At 70.1% G+C, this 19,539-nt stretch carries 22 protein-coding genes and 1 tRNA gene; 13 read left to right on the top strand and 10 right to left on the bottom strand.

All coding sequences use genetic code 11. The features are described from left to right. Positions 1 to 26 precede the first annotated feature (26 nt). Positions 27 to 1,523: an arylsulfotransferase family protein gene (locus ACSP50_RS40860; RefSeq protein ID WP_014695206.1), complete on the top strand. Its 1,497-nt coding sequence runs from the start codon at positions 27 to 29 to the stop codon at positions 1,521 to 1,523. Here ACSP50_RS40860 and ACSP50_RS40855 read toward each other — a convergent pair. The 3 genes from ACSP50_RS40855 to ACSP50_RS40845 are packed head-to-tail and all read right to left on the bottom strand — an operon-like array spanning position 1,500 to position 4,010. After that, entirely contained in the window at positions 1,500 to 2,255 is a 756-nt protein-coding gene (locus tag ACSP50_RS40855) for a CDP-alcohol phosphatidyltransferase family protein (RefSeq protein ID WP_014695205.1), read from the bottom strand. The two genes, ACSP50_RS40860 and ACSP50_RS40855, sit on opposite strands and share 24 nt — an antisense overlap. Continuing rightward, positions 2,230 to 3,291 carry an iron-containing alcohol dehydrogenase family protein gene (locus ACSP50_RS40850; protein ID WP_014695204.1) on the bottom strand — a complete coding sequence of 354 codons (1,062 nt, stop codon included), beginning with the start codon at positions 3,289 to 3,291 and terminating at the stop codon, positions 2,230 to 2,232. The genes ACSP50_RS40855 and ACSP50_RS40850 overlap by 26 nt, the downstream gene beginning before the upstream one ends. Next, positions 3,279 to 4,010 carry a sugar phosphate nucleotidyltransferase gene (locus ACSP50_RS40845; protein ID WP_014695203.1) on the bottom strand — a complete coding sequence of 244 codons (732 nt, stop codon included), beginning with the start codon at positions 4,008 to 4,010 and terminating at the stop codon, positions 3,279 to 3,281. The genes ACSP50_RS40850 and ACSP50_RS40845 overlap by 13 nt, the downstream gene beginning before the upstream one ends. Positions 4,011 to 4,107: 97 nt before the next feature. On the opposite strand from ACSP50_RS40845, the gene ACSP50_RS40840 reads away from it, so the two are divergent. The 3 genes from ACSP50_RS40840 (at position 4,108) to ACSP50_RS42890 (ending at position 6,678) form a co-directional block, all read left to right on the top strand. Further along, on the top strand, positions 4,108 to 5,205 hold the full coding sequence (locus ACSP50_RS40840) for a PLP-dependent aminotransferase family protein (RefSeq protein WP_014695202.1): 1,098 nt from the start codon (positions 4,108 to 4,110) through the stop codon (positions 5,203 to 5,205). Positions 5,206 to 5,369: 164 nt separating this feature from the next. Then, positions 5,370 to 6,494, top strand: a complete 1,125-nt coding sequence (gene corA, locus ACSP50_RS40835) for a magnesium/cobalt transporter CorA (protein WP_014695201.1) — start codon at positions 5,370 to 5,372, stop codon at positions 6,492 to 6,494. Positions 6,495 to 6,504: 10 nt separating this feature from the next. Continuing rightward, complete coding sequence (locus ACSP50_RS42890) at positions 6,505 to 6,678, top strand: hypothetical protein (protein ID WP_155123731.1); 174 nt, start codon at positions 6,505 to 6,507, stop codon at positions 6,676 to 6,678. Positions 6,679 to 6,732: 54 nt separating this feature from the next. On the opposite strand, the gene ACSP50_RS40830 is transcribed toward ACSP50_RS42890, so the two are convergent. Then, a complete protein-coding gene (locus tag ACSP50_RS40830) occupies positions 6,733 to 7,281 on the bottom strand; it encodes a hypothetical protein (protein ID WP_231956819.1) in 549 nt (182 codons plus the stop codon). 194 nt (positions 7,282 to 7,475) lie between these two features. Between ACSP50_RS40830 and ACSP50_RS40825 the strand changes: the two genes are divergently transcribed. After that, positions 7,476 to 8,000, top strand: coding sequence for a peptidylprolyl isomerase (locus tag ACSP50_RS40825; protein ID WP_014695198.1), 525 nt, complete (start codon positions 7,476 to 7,478; stop codon positions 7,998 to 8,000). Between the two features lie 23 nt (positions 8,001 to 8,023). Continuing rightward, entirely contained in the window at positions 8,024 to 8,932 is a 909-nt protein-coding gene (locus ACSP50_RS40820) for a rhomboid family intramembrane serine protease (RefSeq protein ID WP_043513178.1), read from the top strand. On the opposite strand, the gene ACSP50_RS40815 is transcribed toward ACSP50_RS40820, so the two are convergent. Further along, positions 8,929 to 9,330, bottom strand: coding sequence for a PH domain-containing protein (locus ACSP50_RS40815; RefSeq protein ID WP_014695196.1), 402 nt, complete (start codon positions 9,328 to 9,330; stop codon positions 8,929 to 8,931). The genes ACSP50_RS40820 and ACSP50_RS40815 overlap by 4 nt on opposite strands. An 88-nt stretch (positions 9,331 to 9,418) precedes the next feature. Between ACSP50_RS40815 and ACSP50_RS40810 the strand changes: the two genes are divergently transcribed. Beyond that, a complete protein-coding gene (locus tag ACSP50_RS40810) occupies positions 9,419 to 9,832 on the top strand; it encodes a hypothetical protein (protein WP_014695195.1) in 414 nt (137 codons plus the stop codon). Here the strand turns inward: ACSP50_RS40810 and ACSP50_RS40805 are convergent. Together ACSP50_RS40805 and ACSP50_RS40800 are read right to left on the bottom strand one after the other, a co-directional pair. After that, entirely contained in the window at positions 9,824 to 10,729 is a 906-nt protein-coding gene (locus ACSP50_RS40805; RefSeq protein WP_014695194.1) for a transketolase family protein, read from the bottom strand. The genes ACSP50_RS40810 and ACSP50_RS40805 overlap by 9 nt on opposite strands. A gap of 5 nt (positions 10,730 to 10,734) precedes the next feature. After that, a complete protein-coding gene (locus ACSP50_RS40800; RefSeq protein ID WP_014695193.1) occupies positions 10,735 to 11,388 on the bottom strand; it encodes a transketolase in 654 nt (217 codons plus the stop codon). 42 nt (positions 11,389 to 11,430) lie between these two features. Here ACSP50_RS40800 and soxR point away from each other — a divergent pair, with 42 nt between their 5' ends. Further along, positions 11,431 to 11,898 (top strand): redox-sensitive transcriptional activator SoxR, encoded by a 468-nt coding sequence (soxR, locus tag ACSP50_RS40795; RefSeq protein ID WP_014695192.1) that lies wholly within the window; start codon positions 11,431 to 11,433, stop codon positions 11,896 to 11,898. A gap of 79 nt (positions 11,899 to 11,977) precedes the next feature. Here soxR and ACSP50_RS42885 read toward each other — a convergent pair whose 3' ends face one another. After that, positions 11,978 to 12,286, bottom strand: coding sequence for a hypothetical protein (locus ACSP50_RS42885; RefSeq protein WP_014695191.1), 309 nt, complete (start codon positions 12,284 to 12,286; stop codon positions 11,978 to 11,980). A 172-nt stretch (positions 12,287 to 12,458) separates the two neighbouring features. On the opposite strand from ACSP50_RS42885, the gene ACSP50_RS40780 reads away from it, so the two are divergent. Beyond that, the gene (locus ACSP50_RS40780) at positions 12,459 to 13,400 is read left to right on the top strand and encodes a hypothetical protein (RefSeq protein ID WP_014695190.1); all 942 of its coding nucleotides are present in this window, start codon (positions 12,459 to 12,461) and stop codon (positions 13,398 to 13,400) included. 1,017 nt (positions 13,401 to 14,417) lie between these two features. Here the strand turns inward: ACSP50_RS40780 and ACSP50_RS40770 are convergent. Beyond that, a tRNA-Ser gene (locus ACSP50_RS40770) sits at positions 14,418 to 14,502 on the bottom strand. Positions 14,503 to 14,579: 77 nt separating this feature from the next. On the opposite strand from ACSP50_RS40770, the gene ACSP50_RS40765 reads away from it, so the two are divergent. From ACSP50_RS40765 to ACSP50_RS40750, 4 genes are all read left to right on the top strand, one after another. After that, positions 14,580 to 15,542, top strand: a complete 963-nt coding sequence (locus ACSP50_RS40765) for an NAD(P)H-quinone oxidoreductase (protein ID WP_014695188.1) — start codon at positions 14,580 to 14,582, stop codon at positions 15,540 to 15,542. A gap of 248 nt (positions 15,543 to 15,790) precedes the next feature. Continuing rightward, positions 15,791 to 16,402 carry a DUF4352 domain-containing protein gene (locus tag ACSP50_RS40760; RefSeq protein ID WP_043516467.1) on the top strand — a complete coding sequence of 204 codons (612 nt, stop codon included), beginning with the start codon at positions 15,791 to 15,793 and terminating at the stop codon, positions 16,400 to 16,402. Positions 16,403 to 16,638: 236 nt separating this feature from the next. After that, positions 16,639 to 17,562 carry a C40 family peptidase gene (locus ACSP50_RS44535; RefSeq protein ID WP_014695186.1) on the top strand — a complete coding sequence of 308 codons (924 nt, stop codon included), beginning with the start codon at positions 16,639 to 16,641 and terminating at the stop codon, positions 17,560 to 17,562. Between the two features lie 289 nt (positions 17,563 to 17,851). Next, positions 17,852 to 18,382 (top strand): YbhB/YbcL family Raf kinase inhibitor-like protein, encoded by a 531-nt coding sequence (locus tag ACSP50_RS40750; RefSeq protein ID WP_014695185.1) that lies wholly within the window; start codon positions 17,852 to 17,854, stop codon positions 18,380 to 18,382. Positions 18,383 to 18,742: 360 nt separating this feature from the next. Here ACSP50_RS40750 and ACSP50_RS40745 read toward each other — a convergent pair whose 3' ends face one another. After that, positions 18,743 to 19,456, bottom strand: a complete 714-nt coding sequence (locus ACSP50_RS40745; protein ID WP_014695184.1) for a bifunctional 2-polyprenyl-6-hydroxyphenol methylase/3-demethylubiquinol 3-O-methyltransferase UbiG — start codon at positions 19,454 to 19,456, stop codon at positions 18,743 to 18,745. Positions 19,457 to 19,539 lie beyond the last annotated feature (83 nt).

Genomic DNA, 19,539 nt, shown 5'->3' with positions numbered 1-19,539 from the left:
CGGCCGATCGGGGAAGACTCGCGTCTGTGATCTCCCGTCGTGCTCTCCTCGCCGGCTCCGCCGCGGCCGTCGCCGCCGGTGGAGCCGGATTCGCCCTCGGCCGCATCCCGGCCGCACCGGCCGCCCCCGAGCAGAAGACCCCGGTGGCGGCCCCGAAGTATCGCTCCCGGCCCGATTTGCAGGCCCTGCCGGACGTCACGATCACCACTCCGGCGAACCGGACGGTGCCCGGCTACATCCTGCTCACCCCGGCCTCCGGGCACGGGCTGTGGGGGCCGCTGATGGTCGACGAGACCGGGTCGCCGGTGTGGTTCCGCAAGGTGCCCGACCCGGCCACCGTGGCGATCGATCTCAAGGCCCAGATCTATCGCGACAAACCGGTGCTGACCTGGTGGGAGGGGACCATCGGGGGAACCGGCGGGCAGGGTGTCGGCCAGGGTGAGTTCGTCATCGCCGATCAGCAGTACCGGGAGATCACCCGGGTCCGGGCGGCCGGCACCGAGCAGGCCGACCAGCACGACTTCGTGATCACCCCGCGGGACACCGCGCTGTTCTGGGTGTACGACCCGATCGCCTACGACCTGTCCCCGGTCGGTGGCCCGGCCGACGGGGTGCTGCACGACGGGGTGCTCCAGGAGATCGACATCGCCACCGGCAAACGGCTGTTCCAGTGGCGGGCCAGCGAACACGTCACGCTGGCCGAGTCGTACGCGCCGCTGCCGCAGGGTGATGCGGCGCATCTGCCCTACGACTACCTGCACCCCAACTCGGTGGGCCTGGACGCGGACGGGCATCTGCTGCTCTCCGCCCGGCACACCTGGACCGTCTACAAGGTCCACAAGCAGACGGGCGCGGTGCTCTGGCGGGCCGGCGGCAAGAAGTCCGATTTCGCGGTCGAGGAGCGGGCCGCCTTCCACTGGCAGCACGACTTCCGCCGGCGCCGGGACGGCAGCTACAGCGTCTTCGACAACGGGGCCGGGATCACCAAGGAGCGCGATTACTCCCGCGGCCTGGTGTTCACCGTGGACGAGGCCGCCAAAAAGATCAACTTCATGGCGGAGTACGTGCACCCGGACCGGGTGTCGGCGCCGACCCAGGGCAACTTCCGGGAACTGGGCGACGGCGGCTCGTTCATCGGGTGGGGTCAGGACCCGCACTTCACCGAGCACAACGCGGACGGGTCGGTGCGGCTGGCCGGGCATCTGCCGCTGGACAACCAGTCGTACCGGGCGTACAAGGCGGAGTGGACCGGCACGCCGCACGATCAACCGGCGCTGGGGCTGCGGGTCGAGGGCGGCAACGTGATCGTCACCGCGAGCTGGAACGGGCACACCGGCATCGCCCGGTGGCGGGCCCGGGCCGGCGGTCAGCCGCAGGAGCTGAGCACCACAGTGGAGGCGGCCCGGACCGGTTTCGAGACCACGCTGACCGTCCAGGGCACCCCGGAGTACGTGGTGGCCGAGGCGCTGGCCGCGAACGGCACCGTCCTCGGGTCGTCGTCAGCCATCCCGGTGCGCGTCTAGGTGCAGCGCGGTGCGGCCGGTGAACGCGATGCTGGCCGCCAGAAAACCGCCGTTGACCAGCGTGAAGACTCCGATGAACCAGACCGTGAGCTGGGGCGCCGCGGCCAGCACCGCCCCGGCCACGGCGATCACCGCCCCGTAGTCGCGGATCAGCTTCACCGCCCGCACCGGCAACGACCGGCTGGTCACCATGCTCGACGCCTGGCCACCGCCCTGCATCACCGAGGTCACCAGGTTGACCATCCAGGTCGCCGCGAACGCCGAGAGCAGCCACGCCGGGGTGCCCGGCTCCTGCACCTTGGCGGTCGCCGCGAGCGAGGCGACCAGGGCGGACTGCACCGCCACGTCACACAGCACGTCGAGGCGCCCGCCGGCCGAACTGCTGCGCCCGGTGACCCGGGCGAGCTGCCCGTCCGCACAGTCGAACGCGTACGCCAGCTGCCAACCGGCCAGCGCCAGCACGCCGACCAGCCAGCCCCACACCCGGCCGTCGGCGACCGCCTCGGCGGCGCTGATCACCACGAACGAGGTGAGCAGCCCGATGCTGAGGTTGACGATGGTCAGCAGGGTGGGGCTGAGGTCGCGGCGGAAGGCGAAGACCGCGATCCGGGAACCGATCCGCTGGCTGACCGCCTCGCTGAACAGCCCGCCCCCACGGTTGACCGCGTAGTAGTCGGCCGCGGTCGGCTGCCGGGGCTGGCGGGTTTCAACGGGATACAAGTGCGTCTTCATACTCGGCCAGCCTTTGACGTATCTCGTCCGGCGTCAGCGCCAGATGTTCGAGAATGGTGTAGCGATCCGGTCGGGTCCGCGGAGCGAAGTCGATGACCTGGACGAACTGCTCCACGGTCAGACCAACGTCGTACGGTGATCGGGGAAGTTGGTGACGGGCCAGGCAGTCAGCCATCTGACCGAAGCGCCGCCGGTCGCCCCGCAGGAACGTGCAGAACAGCGCGCCCAGTCCGGCCAGTTCGCCGTGCGACGCGGTGCCCGGGTACAACGCGTCGGCCGCGTGGATGATCTCGTGGCAGCCACCGCTGCACGGCCGGCTGCTGCCACAGACCGCCATCGCCAGCCCGCTCGCGATCAGCGCCTCGGCGAGCACCGTGACGAACGCGTCGTCGTTCAGGTCGCCGGGCATGGTCAGCACCGCCTCGGCGCCCATCCGGGCCAGCGACGCGGCGATCCCGTCGACCGGCTCGCCGCGCACCTGCCGGCCCAGCTCCCAGTCGGCCAGCGCGCTGAGGTTGCTGATCACGTCGCCGATGCCGGCCCGGTTCACCCGCTCCGGGCCGGTCTCGACGAAGTCCAGGTCGACGATCACCCCGAACGGGATGTGCACCCCGTACGACCCCTTGATCCCGTCGTTGACCAGGCTGGCCACCGGTGAGGCGACACCGTCGTTGGCCAGGCTGGTGGCGACCGAGACCATCGGCAGCCCCCAGCGGCTGGCGGCGTACTTGGCGGTGTCCACGGTGCGGCCGCCGCCGATTCCCACCACCGCGTCGTAGTTGCCGGCGCGCAGCTTGCCGGCCAGCTCCAGGGCGGCGTCCAGGGTGCCGCCGGCGGTGACGTGCACGGTCGCCGACCGCAGCGTGGGCCGCAGCAGGTCGACGATCCGCTCGCCGAGGCCGGGCCCGACGACGATGGCGACGTCGCCGCCGGCCGAGATCCGCCCGTCGGCGAGGATCCGGCCGAGGTCGGCCACCGCGCCCCGCCGCACCTCGATGTGCAGCGGGGTCTGCACGCTGCGGGCTAGCAGCGGCATGCGATCTCCCGGGCCTTGACCAGGTCGTCGAGGTTGTCCACCTCGACCCAGTCGAGCTTGCCGATCTCCGCCGCGCGGATCTCGCCGCCCCGCTCGGCGTACTCCTGGAAGCCGTCCTCGTAGAACCGGCCCGGGTCGCGCACCCAGGTCGCCCGCAGTGCGTCGGCCAGCGCCGCCGCGGCGGAGGCCTCGATGATGGTGGCGCCGATGTACTCGCCGTACGCCTCGGAGGGATCCATCAGTTTGGTGATCCTCGTCAGTTGGCCGTTCGGGTCAAATACCGTCTTCATCTCTTCGTCAGCCAACTCCTTAACGGTGTCGACGGCGAGCAGGATGCTGGGGCCGCGCTCGGCGAGCAGGATCCGTTCCACCTCGACCGGGTGCACGGTGTCCCCGTTGATCACCAGCGCGCCCCGCGCGAAGTGGTCCCTGGCCAGCCACAACGAGTACGCGTTGTTCCACTCTTCGGCCCGGTCGTTGTGCACCAGGGTGATGGTCACGCCGTACCGCCGCTCGAAGGTCTCGACCCGCTCCTCGATCGTGTCCGCGCGGTAACCGACCACGATCGTCACCTCGCGCAGCCCCGCCGCGGACAGGTTGCGCAGCGTGATGTCGAGGATCGTGGTGTCGCCGTCGACCGGGACGAGAGCTTTCGGCAGTGTGTCGGTGTGCGGGCGCAGCCGTCGCCCGGCGCCGGCGGCGAGCACAAGTCCGATCATGAGAGGTCCCCTTCGGCCCAGCTGGAATTCGCTACGGGGTGGTCAACGAGCGGGGGAGGTAAAGAAATGGGACAGACGCTGCTTCTAAGCTGGCACCATGACCGCTGAGCAGCTCATCTCGTTCGCCCGTGGCGCTCCGTCGCTGGACATCGTCGACGTGGAGGGCCTGAAGGCCGCCGCCGCCCGCGCCTTCGACGCCGACCCGGCCGGGGTCACCGCGTACGGCACGTCCGTCGGCTACCTCCCGCTGCGCAGGTGGATCGCCGACAAGCACGGCGTCTCCCCGGACCAGGTCATCGTGACCAACGGTTCGCTGCAGGCCGACGCGTTCCTCTTCGGCCACCTGGTGCAGCCGGGCGACGACGTGGTCGTGGAGAAGCCCACGTACGACCGCACCCTGCTGAACCTGCAGAACCTGGGCGCCAAGGTGCACCAGGTGACGCTGCGGCCGGACGGCATCGACGTCGACGAGCTGCGCGCGCTGCTGGAGTCCGGGGTCCGCCCGAAGCTGGCGCACATCATCCCGAACTACCAGAACCCGGCCGGCCTCACGCTCTCCGAGGAGAAGCGGCGGGCGCTGCTCGCCCTGGCCGAGCAGTACGAGTTCATCATCTTCGAGGACGACCCGTACGTGGACATCCGGTTCCGCGGCGAGCCGCTGCCCTCGATGCTGTCGCTGGACACCAACAACCTGGTGGTGCACGCCTCCAGCTTCACCAAGACGGTCTGCCCGGGTGTCCGGGTGGGTTACCTGGTCGGTCCGGCCGCGCTGATCGACGCGATCGCGAAGAAGGCGACCAACCTGTACATCTCCCCGGGCATGGTCTCCGAGGCGATCGTGCACCAGTTCTGCGTCTCCGGCGACATCGAGAAGTCGGTCCGCAAGGTCAGCGAGGCGTTGGGCGAGCGGGCCCGGGTGCTGGCCGAGGCGATCCGCGACCGGATCCCGGGCGCCACCTTCACCGAGCCGGACGGCGGCTACTTCCTCTGGGTGGACCTGCCGGCCGACATCGATGTGGAGAAGCTGTTCCCGGCCGCCATGAAGAAGGGCGTCGCGATCGTCAAGGGCAGCGACTTCCTGCTGGAGGGCGGCCGCAACTCGGTGCGCCTGGCGTACTCCGCGGTCACCGTCGACCAGATCGACGAGGGTGTCCGCCGCCTGGCCGAGGCGATCGACGAGGTCCGGGGCCGGTAGAACGGCGGTTTCCACCCGGACGGATCGGGGCACTGACAGTCCGTCCGGGTGGGCCCCGCTGTCCGACCCCCCGCCGCCCGGCGGCGGCCCGCCCGGCCGTACCTGCTGCCGGCCCGACGAAGTAGCCTCAGTTGGTTTGTCGGTGCAACCCGGGGGAGGTCGGCATGAGCGAACAGAACGGTGCGTTCAGTCGCAACCGGCCGTTGTCCAAGGCCTGGGCGGCCCGGGCGATGAATCGGATCCTCGGCGCCAACGAGACGCATCGGCATCCGGACGACGCGGACGCCCAGGACTCCGCGGTCGTCGACTGCGGTGTCTATGTGGCCGGTGAGCGGATTCCCGGCCTGTTCACCCCGGACGAGGCGTTCGCCGAGGTCCGCCGGCGTGACGACGCGTTCGTCTGGCTGGGCCTGCACCAGCCGTCCGAGCGCGAGATGATCGGCATCGCGCGCACCTACGGCCTGCACGAGCTGAGCGTCGAGGACGCGGTCAAGGCCGAGCAGCGGCCCAAACTGGAACAGTTCAACGACGTGCACTTCCTGGTGCTGCGCACCGCCCGGTACGTGCCGCACCAGGAGCTGACCGAGAGCTCTCAGGTGGTGGAGACCGGCCAGATGATGGTCTTCGTGGGCGACCGGTTCGTCATCACCGTGCGGCACGGCGAGGCCTCCGAGATGTCGCCGGTCCGGGCCGACCTGGAGAAACAGCGGGCGAACCTGTTGCAGCAGGGTCCATGGGCGGTCGCCTACGCGGTCACCGACCGGGTGGTCGACCACTACCTGGAGGTGGCCGAGCAGGTCGAGGCGGACCTGGACCTGATCGAGGAGGGTGTCTTCTCGCGCGACCGTAGCGCCCCGATCCAGCAGGTCTACCAGCTGAAGCGGGAACTGGTGGAGTTCCGCCGGGCGGTGGTGCCGCTGCAGCGCCCGCTGGCCGGGATCATCGCCAGCCAGGGCGTGGTGCCCAAGGAGATCCGGCGGTACTTCCGGGACGTGCAGGACCACCTCACGCGTACCGTCGAGCAGGTCTCCTCCTACGACGACCTGCTCAACTCGATTCTGCAGGCCCGGCTCGCGCAGCTCTCCGTCGACCAGAACGACGACATGCGCAAGATCGCCGCCTGGGCCGGTATCGCCACCGTGTGGACCGCGGCGGCCGGCGTCTACGGGATGAACTTCAAATACATGCCGGAAACCCATTGGCGGTACGGGTATCCGGGGCTGATGGCGCTGCTCGCGGTGATCACGGTGATCCTCTACCGGGCCTTCCGGCGCAACGGCTGGCTCTAGACTCCCATCCGTGGGGGATATTCATCATCACCGACTGGTGGACGCGGTGGCCGGGCACGACGGCGATCCGCCCCGCCGGCGATGGCTGCGCCTGCCGGTCCCGTCGCTGCTCACCGGCGTGATGATCGCCGCGCTCACGGCCGGTGGCCTGGCCGCCTACGCGATGATCACCGGCCGCTGCTGACGGCAACGCCGACCGGCCCGCTCCCGGGTCGGGAACGGGCCGGTCGGCATCGGCTCACTTGGCCGGGCCGGTCTTACCGGTCTTGTCAACGCTCGCCGCCGTGCCGTTCGACGTGGTGTACACCGTCGGCTCCAGCGGCTCGAACGCCGCGTCGTCGGCGGCGGCCGTGCTGGTCACCGGGTTGGGAGCGGCGTCGTACTCCTCCCACTGCGCCTGGTTGCGACGCTTGGCGTACCACGCGGCGCCGAGGCCCACGGCGGTGCCCAGCAGCGCGTACCCGGCGAGCTTGCTGCCCCGGCCGCTCTTCTCGCGGCCGAGCGCCTTGTCCGCCTTGCGCTGCAGCTTGTCGGCGCGCTTGCGCTGCGCCTTGAGCTCGCGCTTGGACACCTTCTTGCCGGTCCTGCCCGCCTGCCGCACGTTGTCGGCAGCGGCCGCGACCAGGGGAGTCAGCGCCGCGAGAGCACTGTCCCAGCTCTGCGTCGCGACGTCCTTCGCCTTGTCGGCGGCCGGCTGAACCCGCTCGACCGCGGCGTTGAGCCGGGGTCCGACCGTCGCGGTGGTCTCCTGAGCGGCGATCGAAGCGGCGCGCTTCAAGTGATCCACGCTCTGACCGAGCTCACCACGCATCTTCGCGCTCCGGCGCTTGCGGCGCATCGTTGCGAACACCAGTGCCCACCTCCTGTGGTTTCTCCGGACCCATGTTGCCTTCTCGGGTACCCCCGCGCGGCCGGATCAGACACATGGGGCAGGATCCGAACTGACGAGACTGTTCCCATCCGACACAGACGGGAGTACCCGTGGCCGAGACGATTTACGCCACCCTGCACACCAACCACGGTCCGATCCGGCTCCAGCTGTTCCCGGACCACGCTCCGGCGACGGTCCGGAACTTCGTGGAGTTGGCCGACGGCACCAAGGCGTACACCGACCCGCGGACCGGCCAGCCCGGCAACGGGCCGTACTACGACGGCACCATCTCGCACCGGGTGATCGCCGGTTTCATGATCCAGCTGGGTGACCCGACCGGCACCGGCCGCGGTGGCCCGGGCTTCCAGTTCGGTGACGAGTTCCACCCGGAGCTCTCCTTCGACCGGCCGTACCTGCTGGCCATGGCAAACGCCGGGCCGGGCACCAACGGCTCGCAGTTCTTCATCACGGTGGCGCCGACCCCGCACCTGAACCGCCGGCACACCATCTTCGGCCAGGTCGCGGACGAGCAGTCGGCCAAGGTCGTCGACTCGATCGCGAACACCCCGACCGGCCCGGGCGACCGGCCGCGCGAGGACGTCGTGGTGGAGCGGGTGGAGATCGAGCGCGCCTGAGCACTCACGGTACCTTTGGTGCCATGAGTGAGGCTCCTTCCACGTCGCCGGTGTGCTATCGGCACCCTTCGCGGGAGACCGTGCTCCGATGCAGCCGGTGCGAGAAACCGATCTGCACCTCGTGCATGAACGAGGCGACGGTCGGCCATCAGTGCCCCGACTGCGTCAAAGAGGGACGTCGTGGTCAGCGGCGCGCGCTCACCGCCTTCGGCGGTGACGCGGCCGCTGGTCGCGCCGGTTACGCCGTGACCGGCCTGGTGGTGGTCAACTGCCTGGTGATGGTCCTGTCGGTGGCTTTCGGCGGGCTCAAGTCGATCGCCGGCTCGGGCGGTTTCATGGGTCTGGGCGGCTCCGGCACCCGGGTCACCGACGCCCTCGAGGTGATCGGCCTGGCGGTCTATCCGGACGGCGCGTGGCACGGTGTCGCGCACGGCGAGTGGTATCGGTTGTTCACCGCGATGTTCGTCCACTACGGCGTCGTGCACCTGCTGCTCAACATGATGGTGCTGCTGCAGCTCGGCCGCTATCTGGAGGCCCGGCTGGGCCCGATCCGCTTCCTGGCGCTCTACCTGCTCGCCGGCTTCGGCGGCAACGTGGCGTGTTACCTGCTGACCCCGCAGAATCAGCCTTCCGGCGGCGCCTCGACCGCCGTCTTCGGGCTGATCATCGGCATCATCATCGTGAACCGGAAGCTCGCCCTGGACGTCCGGTCACTGATACCGCTGCTGGTCGTCAACGTGATCTTCACGTTCTCCATCGCGGGGATCTCCAAAGAGGGACACCTGGGCGGTCTCCTGGTCGGCGCGCTGGCCACCATCGCCCTGGTCTATCCGGCGCCGCCGCACCGGACGGTGAAACAGGCGATCGGATGGTCGGTGATCTTCCTGGCGCTGGTGGTCCTCGCCGTCTGGCGCACCACGCAGCTCACCTAGACCCGGAGATCCGACAACGTCAGCAGTACGTCTTCGGGAAGCGCGCCCAGCTCCTGCGCGCTGAACAGATAGATCGCGTCGCCCGCGTCGATCTCCAGCAGCTCGCTGCGCAGGCCGCGGCGGACCGTCCGGTCGACGCGCAGCCGCTCCACCTCCGACCAGCGCAGATGCCGCCGGCGGGCGAACCCGGTGACCACCGTGACCCCGTCGCTGTCGGCCGCGAGCCGGACCGGGACCAGCACGTCGCGCAGCGCCCACCCGACCAGCCCGCAGCCGATCAGCGCGGCGAGCGTCCAGCGGACCGGATCCCGCCCGGCGAACGCGACGGCCAGCGCCACCACGGCGACCGCACCGACCAGTTTGAGGACCGGCAGGACCGGCCGGACGCGCCATTGCATGGGGACACTATGGCACCACGATCGCTGTAATTCCTTATTCACCAGCTCGGGCCGCTGCCTCCGGCGTTCACACAGCGTTAAACATGTCATGGACGTGATCTCGTGTACGTTCCTCCCCGCCACCGTCGAAGCCGGCGTGGCCATCCCCAGCCGGCACCTCCCGATCGTGGAGCGTTGCGTCGAGGCCGACGACAGCGCGGTCCTGGTCACCCACTGCACCCGGCCGGAGGCGCCGCTCGCCGGTGACCATCTGCTGCTGCTCACCCGGCGCCGCCTGGTGGTGATCCAGAAGACGCCGGTGCTGCACCGCCTGCGCCTGCACCTGAACGCCAACCTGCGGCACCTGAGCAACGTGACCTGGCGCCCCGACCTGACCCGGCCGGCGCTGGAGATGGCCGCCACCGCGGTGGACGGGGTACGCGAGCGGTTCCGGATCAAGTTCGCGAACACCGAGGCGGTGTGGCGCTTCGAGGGCGTCCTGCGCGACGTCTTCCTAGCCTAGGAACGCTTCCTGGCCTAGAAACGCTTCCTGGCCTAGAAACGCCGTGATCGACGTCCGCAGCCCGGCCGCGTCGAGGCCGTGCTCCCGGGCGTGGTCCTGCCACGTTCCGTAATCACGGATCTCGGCCCGCCCCGCGCCCAGGTGCAGGGCCCGGTGCGGGATCCCGCTCAGCGCCTCGCTGACCAGCCGCGCGGACGTGCCGGCCAGGTAGGGCTCGACCACCACCACCTCGCCCTCGGCCAGCGACCGCAGGCCCTCCACGTCCAGCGGGCGAGGTGTGTTGGTGTACGCCACCGTGACGTCCAGATCCCGGGTCGCCGCCAGCACCGGGTCGAGCATCGGTCCGACCGCCAGCACCAGCGGCCCGCCCCGCTTGACCACCCGCAGCCGCCCGGCGTCCGGGTGGGCGCGGGCGTTCTCCTGCAGTCCCAGCCGGATGTAGACCCGGTCGTCGTGCCGGGCCGCCGCGCGCAGCATCGCCGGCACCTCGTCGCGATGCCCCGGCACCTGCACGGTCCAGCCGTCCAGGGTGTCGAGCAGCGCCACGTCACCGGGGGACTGGTGGGTGTATCCGGCGGCCGCCGCGTCGTACGACCCGCCGATGCTGACCAGCACCGCCCCGGTGTCCTGGTGCCCGAGATCCAGCTTGATCTGCTCGTAGGCCCGGTCGATCAGGAACGGCGCGTACGAGTGCAGGTACGGCCGCATGCCGGTGAGCGCCAGCCCGCCGCCCACCCCGACCATCAGCTGTTCCCGGATACCGACGTTGAGCGCCCGGTCCGGGTGCCGGCGCAGCGCGGGCGCGAACGCGTCGGCGGAGATGTCGGCGAGCACCAGCGCGGTCCGCGGATCCTCGTCCAGCAGCGCGGTGGTGGTGGCCACGAAGGTGTCCCGCATGACGTTCAGCTCCCCTTGGCCTCGAGGCTGGCGACGACCAGGTGCGGCCGCCCGGATCGGACCCGCAGGCCCTGTTCGATCTCGTCGTGGTCGTGCCCGTCGACCAGCGAGACGCTCCAGCCCGGAAAGCGGGCCGGAATGCCACCGGGCCAGCCGTGCGTGGCGGACCGGTTGTCGATCACGATCGCGGTGAGCGGCAGGTGCACGGCCGCGGCGTACGCGATCGCCTCATGATTCGATCCCTCGTCGAGCTCGGCGTCGCCGAGCAGCACATACGTCCGGGTCTCGGAGAAGCCCTGTGCGCGCAGCCCGAGCGCGGTGCCCACGGCCAGGCCCAGCCCGTGCCCGAGGGACCCGGTGCCGATCTCGACCCCGGGGATCAGCACCCGGTCGGGGTGGGTGCCGAGCCGGCTGTGCCACTGCCCCATCCGGTCCAGCCACTCCTGCGGAATGAAGCCGCGGTCGGCCAGCACCGCGTAGTAGGCGGCCGGCCCGTGCCCCTTGGAGAGCAGGAACCGGTCACGGTCCGGCGCGTCGGCGGTCTCCGGGGTGATCCGCAGGATCCGCTCGTAGAGCACCCGGATCACATCCAGTGTGGAGTGTGCGCTGGGCGCGTGTTTCTCGTCACCGGTGAGGCGACGCAGCGTCGTGACGGTCATGTCGGATAGGCTGCAACTTGAAGTTCACTTCAACTCAAGGGGATGGTTGTGGAGACCCTCACCATCGGCGACATGGCCGCCCGAAGCGGGGTGGCCCCGTCCGCGCTGCGCTACTACGAGCGGGAGGGGCTGCTGCACGCCGCCCGCACCGGCGGCAACCAGCGGCGGTACGAACGCGCCGACCTGCGCCGGATCGCCTTCATCAAGATCGCTCAGCAGGTCGGGGTGTCGCTGGAGGAGATCCGCGAGGCGCTCGCCGAGCTGCCGGAGAACCGGACACCCACCAGGGCGGACTGGTCCCGGCTGTCCAGCCGCTGGCGGCACCGCCTCGACGAGCGGATCGCGATGATGGAACGGTTGCGCGACCAGCTCACCGGCTGCATCGGCTGCGGCTGCCTGTCCCTGCAACGCTGCAGCCTGATCAACCCGCGCGACCGGCTGGCCAGCCGCGGCACCGGCCCGCAGATGATATTGAACCCGCCGGCCGCGGAAGTGTCCGAGGATCGGTGAACCACCGGGGAGGTCAGGCACGGCAGCGCCCCGCCGCCCACCGCGGCGGGGCGGCCGGAAGCGGCCGCGCTCCCGTGTCTCAGCTTTGCGTCTTCTCCACGTAGTAGGCGTACGCGAAGCTACCGGCGAGGGATCCGGTGACCTCGGCGGAGAAGCTGACCGGGCCGTGCTTCGCCGGCGCGATACTCTGCTGAGCCACCGATCCGTCACAGGAATGCGCCTGCGCCGGTTGTTTCCGTGCGCCACCGGCGTCGACCGTGAAGCTCACTGCTCCACCCCCGGTGCAGCTGAGGGCGAAAACGACGCTCAGCATGTTCTCCGGCGTATCGGCGAGCGTATTACTGATCGGTGACCAGAGGACCCCGTATCCGCTGCCGAGCTGCTCCATGCCGACCCGCAGCCCGGCGCCCGCGGACGTGGGCGCGACGATGCTGGCGGCTGTACGCCCCGGGAGTCTTTAAAGAAACTTTAAGGAACGCTTGCTCAGCGTCATGAACTGCTGCCACAGCACTGCTCGTATATCTCGGCACAGGCAGTACCGAACCGAAGAGGAGCCGTGCATGTATCGACGCGGAGTCAGCAGTCGGACGCGCAAGCTGGTGATTGGAGCCGCCGCCACAGCGCTGCTCGGCTCGGCGCTCGCGATCGGCACGGGGATGAGCCAGGCCGCCGTCCAACCCGGAGCCGGCTCCGGTGGCATCAACGCTCTGGTGCCGGCGCTGGGTTTCGGCCCGGGCGATCCGAACGCGACGGCTGACCGCGTGGGCCCCACCGGGGTGAAGGTTCCCGGCCGTTGCCCGCCCACTCAAGCCCAGGTGAACGCCCAGGTGGCGCTCAGGAATGCGAGCTTTCCGAGTGGAACGGACCTCGAAAGCCGCATCCAACGTTTTGAGAAGACCCTGTCGGCGATTCAAGACTTGAAATGCCCGGCATCTTCCACGACTTTGCTGGGCCGCTTGAAGTCCCTGACCGCGCTGCGCGGGAACCCGGACCGCGACAACATTCTGCGTGGTCTGGGTCTGAACGAAACGCCAGCGGACAAAGCCACCGCCACGGGATCCGGTGACGCGGCCGCGAGTGGAGCGACGGGGAACGCCGGAGCCGGCTCCGGTGGCATCAACGCTCTGGTGCCGGCGCTGGGTTTCGGCCCGGGCGATCCGAACGCGACGGCTGACCGCGTGGGCCCCACCGGGGTGAACGTTCCCGGCCGTTGCCCGCCCACTCAAGCCCAGGTGAACGCCCAGGTGGCGCTCAAGAATGCGAGCTTTCCGAGTGGAACGGACCTCGAAAGCCGCATCCAACGTTTTGAGAAGACCCTGTCGGCGATTCAAGACTTGAAATGCCCGGCATCTTCCACGACTTTGCTGGGCCGCTTGAAGTCCCTGACCGCGCTGCGCGCAAACCCCGACCGCGACAACATTCTGCGTGGTCTGGGTCTGAACGAAACGCCAGCGGACAAAGCCGCGGGGAATGCGGCGCCGCAAAACGCGCCAGCGAAATAGGCGGCTCGCGGACAACGGCAGCCCGATCCTTTGCAGAGCCTGATCCACCGCACGGAACCGCCTCGCCGGAGGCCCTCGAACCAAGGGGGTCTCCGGCGCGTCCGTGTGCTGCCTGTAGCCGTTTGATCATGCGAGCTCGTCCTCCGGCTCGAAATTCCACCGAAGCACTCGGCCACTCTCGGCGTCACCCTGTCGCGCCGCGGCGCACCGTCTGAAGACATTCGTCGGGCGCTCCACTCGTACGTGTCCGGCACGACACGGCGCACCGCGGGGCAGCTGCCTGACGACCTCGCCTCGGCCGTGCCGCAGTGCGCACACCGTCGAGCTCCGCCACTTGACGGACGCTGCGGTGATCCGCGAGGCGCTCGATATGCCGGCGCCGTACACAATGGATGCTGCGCAGTGGGTGACGCCGAAGTCCGACCGTGACAAGCCCTCGCGCTGCTCTCCGCGGCGGCCGCCGCACCGCACCTCGTGGCGTTCCTCGTCTGCCTCTACTTCGCCTACTTCGCCGGCCTGCGGCCCGCCGAGGCGGTGCACCTGCGTGCCACCGACTGCGTTCGGCTGCGCACCGGTCGGCTGTCTGCTCGTCACCCCGCGCTCGTACGGACGAGGCCCGCTGTCCCGAGAGACCTGCTCCCGGACCCGGCGCGCAGCGCGCACGGCGGCCCTCTCGCCAGCGCACCGGTCGACGCTGGCCGCACGGCCATGTGACCTGCGACACGCGGGCGTGTCACTGCGGCTCAATGCGGGCGTGCCGGCAACACGGGTCGCGAGTGGGGCCGGGCACAGCGTGAACGTGCCTTTGGGGTCCACGCAACGTGCCTTTCGGGGCAGGATCGTCGAGGATGCCTCGGAACTGGACGATGACCAGGGCGAACGCTGAGGTTCCACGGCCGCGCACCTGCCGTGACGGGTGAGATGCGGCGGGGTCCGGTGAGACTGGGCGGCGATCCACGACAACCGCCGCTGACCTCAGTTTCCCCAGGTCAGCGGCGGTTTCCCTGCTCATCGAGGCGGAGGACGTGGGATTCGAACCCACGATGGGTTGCCCCATACCGGTTTTCAAGACCGGCGCCATCGGCCACTAGGCGAGTCCTCCCCGTGCTGCCGCTCCAGTCTGCCAGACGCCGCACAGCCGCCGTCGTTTGTGTCGTACCTGTGGGGCAGAGTCGGGGTATGCGAGCGATCGTCATCAAAGACAGGCAACTGCATTGGGCCGAGGTTCCGGATCCGGAGCCGGGCGACGGCGAGGTGGTCGTCGACGTCACCGCGGCCGCGGTCAACCGGGCTGACCTGCTGCAGCGTCAGGGCAACTATCCGCCGCCGCCGGGTGCGCCGGCCTATCCGGGGCTGGAGTGCTCGGGGGTGATCAGTGCGCTCGGCCCGGGTGTCGAGGGACACCATGTCGGGGAGCGGGTCTGCGCCCTGCTGGCCGGCGGGGGCTACGCCGAGCGGGTGGCCGTGCCGGCCGGTCAGCTGCTGCCGGTGCCGGCCGGGCTGTCACTCGTCGAGGCGGCGGCGCTGCCCGAGGTCGCCTGCACGGTCTGGTCCAACGTGGTGGCGCACGATCGGCTGCGCGCCGGCGAGGCCTTCCTGGTGCACGGCGGCGGCAGCGGGATCGGCACGTTCGCGGTGCAGCTCGGCAAGGCGCTCGGCGCGACCGTCCTGGTCACCGCGAGGTCCGCGAAACACGAGCGGCTGCGCGCGCTCGGCGCCGACCATCTCATCGACTACCAGGAGCACGATTTCGTACGAGAGGTGCACACCGCCACCGGGGGCCGCGGGGCGGACGTGATCCTGGACATCATCGGCGCGAAGTACCTGGCCCGCAACATCCAGGCGCTGGCCGTCAACGGGCGGATCTCGGTGATCGGCTTCCAGGGCGGCACCCGGGCCGAGCTCGACCTGGGTGCCCTGATGGCCAAGCGCGGCACCGTCTCCTCCACCTCGCTGCGGGCCCGGCCGATCGCCGACAAGGCGCGGATCGTGGCCGGCGTCCGCGACCAGGTGTGGCCGCTGGTCGCGGCCGGTCTGATCAAACCGATCATCGACACCACGGTGCCGCTCGCCGAGGCGGCCGAGGCGCAGCGGCTCATGGAGGCCAGCGACCACCTGGGCAAGATCCTCCTGGTCCGCTGACCCCGCGTCGCGTCGGCTGCCGCGGCGCCGCACCGCGGCAGCGGCCCGGCTCGCCACATCGCCTGTTCCCGCATGTGTTGTCGGGCCCGGCTCCGTCACTCGATCGGAGGAGTATCTCTGTCGTGGTCTGACCGATAAAGTTCCTTTTGCGGCGAGTCGCGGCGATCCGCGGCCGCGGCCAACCCAGCATGGACGGACAGCGCGTCCGGCCCTCGGGTGCGCCCCGGATCCGCTCGCTGGGGGACACCGTGACCTACACACCACACCGGCCGCCGACCGTCCGGGTGACCGACCCCGACGACGACGGTGTGGACGAGTGGGCGCTGCGCTGGCGCACCCGGATCTGGGTCGGCGGCGGCCTGCTCGTCACCCTGGCCCTAATCACCTTCGGCATCTGGGCGGTGGCGACCGCCGACCAACCGGCGGGCGGGCCGGCGGTGTTCCGTGGGCTGCCCCCGGCCGGCCCGGCCGACGCGTCCCGCGGCGGCTTCGGTCTGCGGGTCACCAGCGTGCGCTGCGGCGTCTCCGCGATCGGCCCGGACGGGCTGGAACAACGCGCGCACGGGCAGTTCTGTCTGCTCGACGTACGGGTCACCAACAACGGCACCGAGCCGGCGTTGTTCGACAGCTCGGCACAACGTGTCTACGACGCCGACGGTGCAGCATACGCCGTTGCCGCCGACGCCGCGGTTTTTCTCAACGATGACAGCCCGACACTGCTCGACGAGATCCCCCCGGGAACGTCGGTGGACGGCGTCCTGCCCTTCGACGTCCCGAAGAACGCCCAGCTCAGCGAGGTGTCCCTGCTCGGCTCCGGCGTCGCGCCGGGCATCCGGATGTCGCTGCCCGCTCCCGAGTGACCGTTCGCCTTTATCTTTTCGAGATCGAGGGATTAATTATCTGAATCCAGCCACGCCGTAATTCAAGGTGTGTTGGCATGGTCCACGGAATACACAAAGTTGTCCGGGTTCCCATTGCCCTCCTTCAACGGCGGCAAAAGTGCGGCGAGCAGGTTCACCCGTGCTGATGATGGGATTCGCGTGAGTGCCCCGGGCCTATTTCGGAGGCAACACTGCACGGAACGTCCGCCCGCCGTGTGCTGACCGCCGGCGCTCTCGCGCTGGCCGTCATCGCACCGGCCGTAGACCCTGCCGAGCACGCCACGGAGGCCGCACCGGCCCCCACGGCCCTGCCGGCGAACCCGGAGTCACCGGCCTTCGCGGGTGGCTTCGCCGCCCGGGACAGCCGGATCCTCTCCGACGACCTCGACGAGAGCCTGTTCATGCGGCGCCAGGCCGCCACGGCCCGGGCGACCCGGGCCATGCAGCGCCGGGCGGTCACCATCCGCCCGGCGCCACTCGCCCCGCTGCGCGCCCGACCGGGCGCCCCGTCTCCCGGCGCCGCCCCGACCGGGCGGTCCGCCGCCGGGCAGCGCCTCGCGCGATCCGCTTCCGGGCAGCGTGCCGGTCAGGGGCAGCGGTCCGCCTCCGGTCAGCGCGGCACCGTCGAGAAGCGGCCCGCGTTCGGGCGGCACTCGGCGGAGAACGCGCTGCAGCGGGCGGTCCGTGCCGCGCAGCACCGGACGGTCGCCCAGCGGCGCACCACGGTCTCGCACCGCGGCATGGTGCGCCGGACCACGCACCGGACGGTCTCCCGGACCCTGCGGGTGTCCGGCGGCACCGGGCGGATGGCCGCGGTCATCGCGTACGCCAAGGCCCAGCTGGGCAGCCGGTATGTGACCGGCGGCGAGGGCCGGGGCGGTTTCGACTGCTCGGGGCTGACCCGGCAGGCGTACGCCCGGGCCGGGATGCGGCTGCCGCACTCGTCCCGCGCCCAGGCCGCCCGGGCCCGCAGCGTCGCCCGGGGCCAGGCACGTCCCGGTGACCTGGTCGTCGGCTCCGGTCACGTCGGCATCTACATGGGCCGCGGCATGATGATCGACGCGGGCAACCACCGTACCGGCGTCGTCTACCGCAGGATGTACCGCGGCCTGCGCGTCGAACGGATCCCCGGAGCCTGAGACGGCAGCAGCCGGCACCCGCCGTGTCAGGGACGGGTGCCGGCTCGCATGGCGTGCCGCACACACCGATCGCAACCGAGCGCGGGGATCTTTGCCGCACGCACCCGGTCGGATGTCTGACAGAAGCATCGCCGACCGTCGCGGTACCGGTGCGCACCACCTGTGCGTTTACCCGGACGGGTGACCGGTGGCCGCAACAGTCCGGCAAGCCGTCTGACACTTCCGGCGGTTACTCTCGGCTCATCGTGGGAAAGCCAGATCAGTTAAGTAACCACGCCGGAGGACCCCAATGAGTCTTGACCGAGCTCTGGCCCCCGATCCGTACGATCTTCTACCGCAGGTCCCGTCGTTCACGGTGACCAGCGCGGACGTGACGGACGGGCAGCCGCTCGACGAGTTGCACGCGCACACCAGCGTCGGCGGGAAGAATCTCTCGCCCCAGCTGTCCTGGTCGGGCTTTCCCGACGAGACCCGGGGTTTCGTCGTCACCTGCTTCGACCCGGACGCACCCACCGGCAGCGGTTTCTGGCACTGGGTGCTGGTCAACCTGCCGCTCTCGGTGACCTCCCTGGACCGCGGCGCCGACCCGTTCCCGGACGGCGCCTTCTGCGTCCGCAACGACTACGGCGAGCGCAACTACGGTGGCTCGGCCCCGCCGCCCGGCGACCGCCCGCACCGTTACGTCTTCGCGGTGCACGCCATCGACGTCGACTCGCTCGACGTCACCCCGGACGCCACGCCGGCCTACGTCGGCTTCAATCTGGCCTTCCACACCCTGGCCCGGGCCACCATCCGACCGACCTTCGAGGTCCGCGGCTGACCGACCCGTCACCGGCGGCGCTGCGTCTCCCCGCGCAGCGGCCGCCCGCCCGGCGTCACTGAGTGTTCCCGGGCGGCGCCTTGTCCGGCGTCGGTGCGTCTTCGCGGGCGGTGCCCGCTTCATCCGGTGTCGGTGCGTCTTCGCATGCGGTGTTCGCTTCATCCGGCGTCGGTGCGTCCTCGCAAGCCGCGCCCGCTTCATCCGGTATCGCTGCGTCGGCTCGTGCGATGCCCACCAGCCGCTCACCCGGGCTTCGGTTGGCCGGAAAGCGAAGAGGCGCCGGCCCTCGGGCCGACGCCTCTACTGCTTGGTGCGTGTGGTCAGCGCGGGACGCGGCCGACCACTGCCTGGTGCGTGTGGTCAGCGCGGGACGCGGCCGACGCAGAAGACCGACTGGCCGAACGGCGGGCGGACGATCCGCTCGGCGGCCTTGGTGACCGGGAGTACGAGCGAGTCGTACACCTTCACCATCGGGCCCTCCTTCGGCGCCAGCTTGAAGATGCTGGTGGCGCCGTAGTAGCCGATCAGGCCCAGGGCGTTCGCGTAGTGGATCTTCTCGATCTCGAGGCCGGCCTCGGTGTAGGCGGCGCCCAGGGTCTTCTTCGTGTACCGGCGGATGTGCCCGGTGGCGATGTCGACCTGGCTCATCGCGAACATGAACGCCGGCACGATGATGATCACGTGGCCGCCGGGGCGGACGAGTTCACGCATGCTGCGCAGCGCGCCGACGTGGTCCTCGATGTGCTCGAGCACGTTGTACGAGACGGCGGCGCTGTACTCCCCGGCGGCGTCCTGCGCCGGGAGCAGCATCTGCCGCACCTCGATGTTCGCGTGCCCGGCCATCCGCTCCTTGAGCTGGACCAGCCGGTCGGGGTCGGCCTCCGTCGCGGTGAAGCGCGGAAGGTGCTCGGCCCACTCCAAGGCGTAGTCCCCGAGGCCGCTGCCGATCTCGATGGGGTTGTCCCCAAGGTATGGGAGAGCGAGCTCGACGAACCACCGACGGTGGTTCACGGCCGTTGCGAGGCCTTCGAGCACTTCGGACTGGATCCGCTGGTCTCCAGTGATGTCTGCCATAGGTGAGGTTCCCTCATCTTGCCGATCTGTGCTGACAGCAGGACCGGTGAAGTTAACCATCTGTCGCCGCTATCCGAAAGTTG

The organism is Actinoplanes sp. SE50/110 (assembly GCF_900119315.1).
Taxonomy (GTDB): Bacteria; Actinomycetota; Actinomycetes; order Mycobacteriales; family Micromonosporaceae; genus Actinoplanes.
Note: the sequence above shows the minus strand (reverse complement) of the source record. Positions and strands in the feature narration are given on the sequence as shown.

Coding starts and splice junctions, on each gene's coding strand:
- ACSP50_RS40800 (WP_014695193.1), bottom strand. CDS start 11,388: ATGACCGTCACGACGCTGCGTCGCCTCACCGGTGACGAGAAACACGCG.
- soxR (WP_014695192.1), top strand. CDS start 11,431: ATGGTTGTGGAGACCCTCACCATCGGCGACATGGCCGCCCGAAGCGGG.
- ACSP50_RS40840 (WP_014695202.1), top strand. CDS start 4,108: ATGACCGCTGAGCAGCTCATCTCGTTCGCCCGTGGCGCTCCGTCGCTG.
- ACSP50_RS40765 (WP_014695188.1), top strand. CDS start 14,580: ATGCGAGCGATCGTCATCAAAGACAGGCAACTGCATTGGGCCGAGGTT.
- ACSP50_RS40780 (WP_014695190.1), top strand. CDS start 12,459: ATGTATCGACGCGGAGTCAGCAGTCGGACGCGCAAGCTGGTGATTGGA.
- ACSP50_RS40810 (WP_014695195.1), top strand. CDS start 9,419: ATGGACGTGATCTCGTGTACGTTCCTCCCCGCCACCGTCGAAGCCGGC.
- ACSP50_RS42885 (WP_014695191.1), bottom strand. CDS start 12,286: ATGGAGCAGCTCGGCAGCGGATACGGGGTCCTCTGGTCACCGATCAGT.
- ACSP50_RS40745 (WP_014695184.1), bottom strand. CDS start 19,456: ATGGCAGACATCACTGGAGACCAGCGGATCCAGTCCGAAGTGCTCGAA.
- ACSP50_RS40805 (WP_014695194.1), bottom strand. CDS start 10,729: ATGCGGGACACCTTCGTGGCCACCACCACCGCGCTGCTGGACGAGGAT.
- ACSP50_RS40855 (WP_014695205.1), bottom strand. CDS start 2,255: ATGAAGACGCACTTGTATCCCGTTGAAACCCGCCAGCCCCGGCAGCCG.
- ACSP50_RS40850 (WP_014695204.1), bottom strand. CDS start 3,291: ATGCCGCTGCTAGCCCGCAGCGTGCAGACCCCGCTGCACATCGAGGTG.
- ACSP50_RS40845 (WP_014695203.1), bottom strand. CDS start 4,010: ATGATCGGACTTGTGCTCGCCGCCGGCGCCGGGCGACGGCTGCGCCCG.
- ACSP50_RS40750 (WP_014695185.1), top strand. CDS start 17,852: ATGAGTCTTGACCGAGCTCTGGCCCCCGATCCGTACGATCTTCTACCG.
- ACSP50_RS40820 (WP_043513178.1), top strand. CDS start 8,024: ATGAGTGAGGCTCCTTCCACGTCGCCGGTGTGCTATCGGCACCCTTCG.
- ACSP50_RS40815 (WP_014695196.1), bottom strand. CDS start 9,330: ATGCAATGGCGCGTCCGGCCGGTCCTGCCGGTCCTCAAACTGGTCGGT.
- corA (WP_014695201.1), top strand. CDS start 5,370: ATGAGCGAACAGAACGGTGCGTTCAGTCGCAACCGGCCGTTGTCCAAG.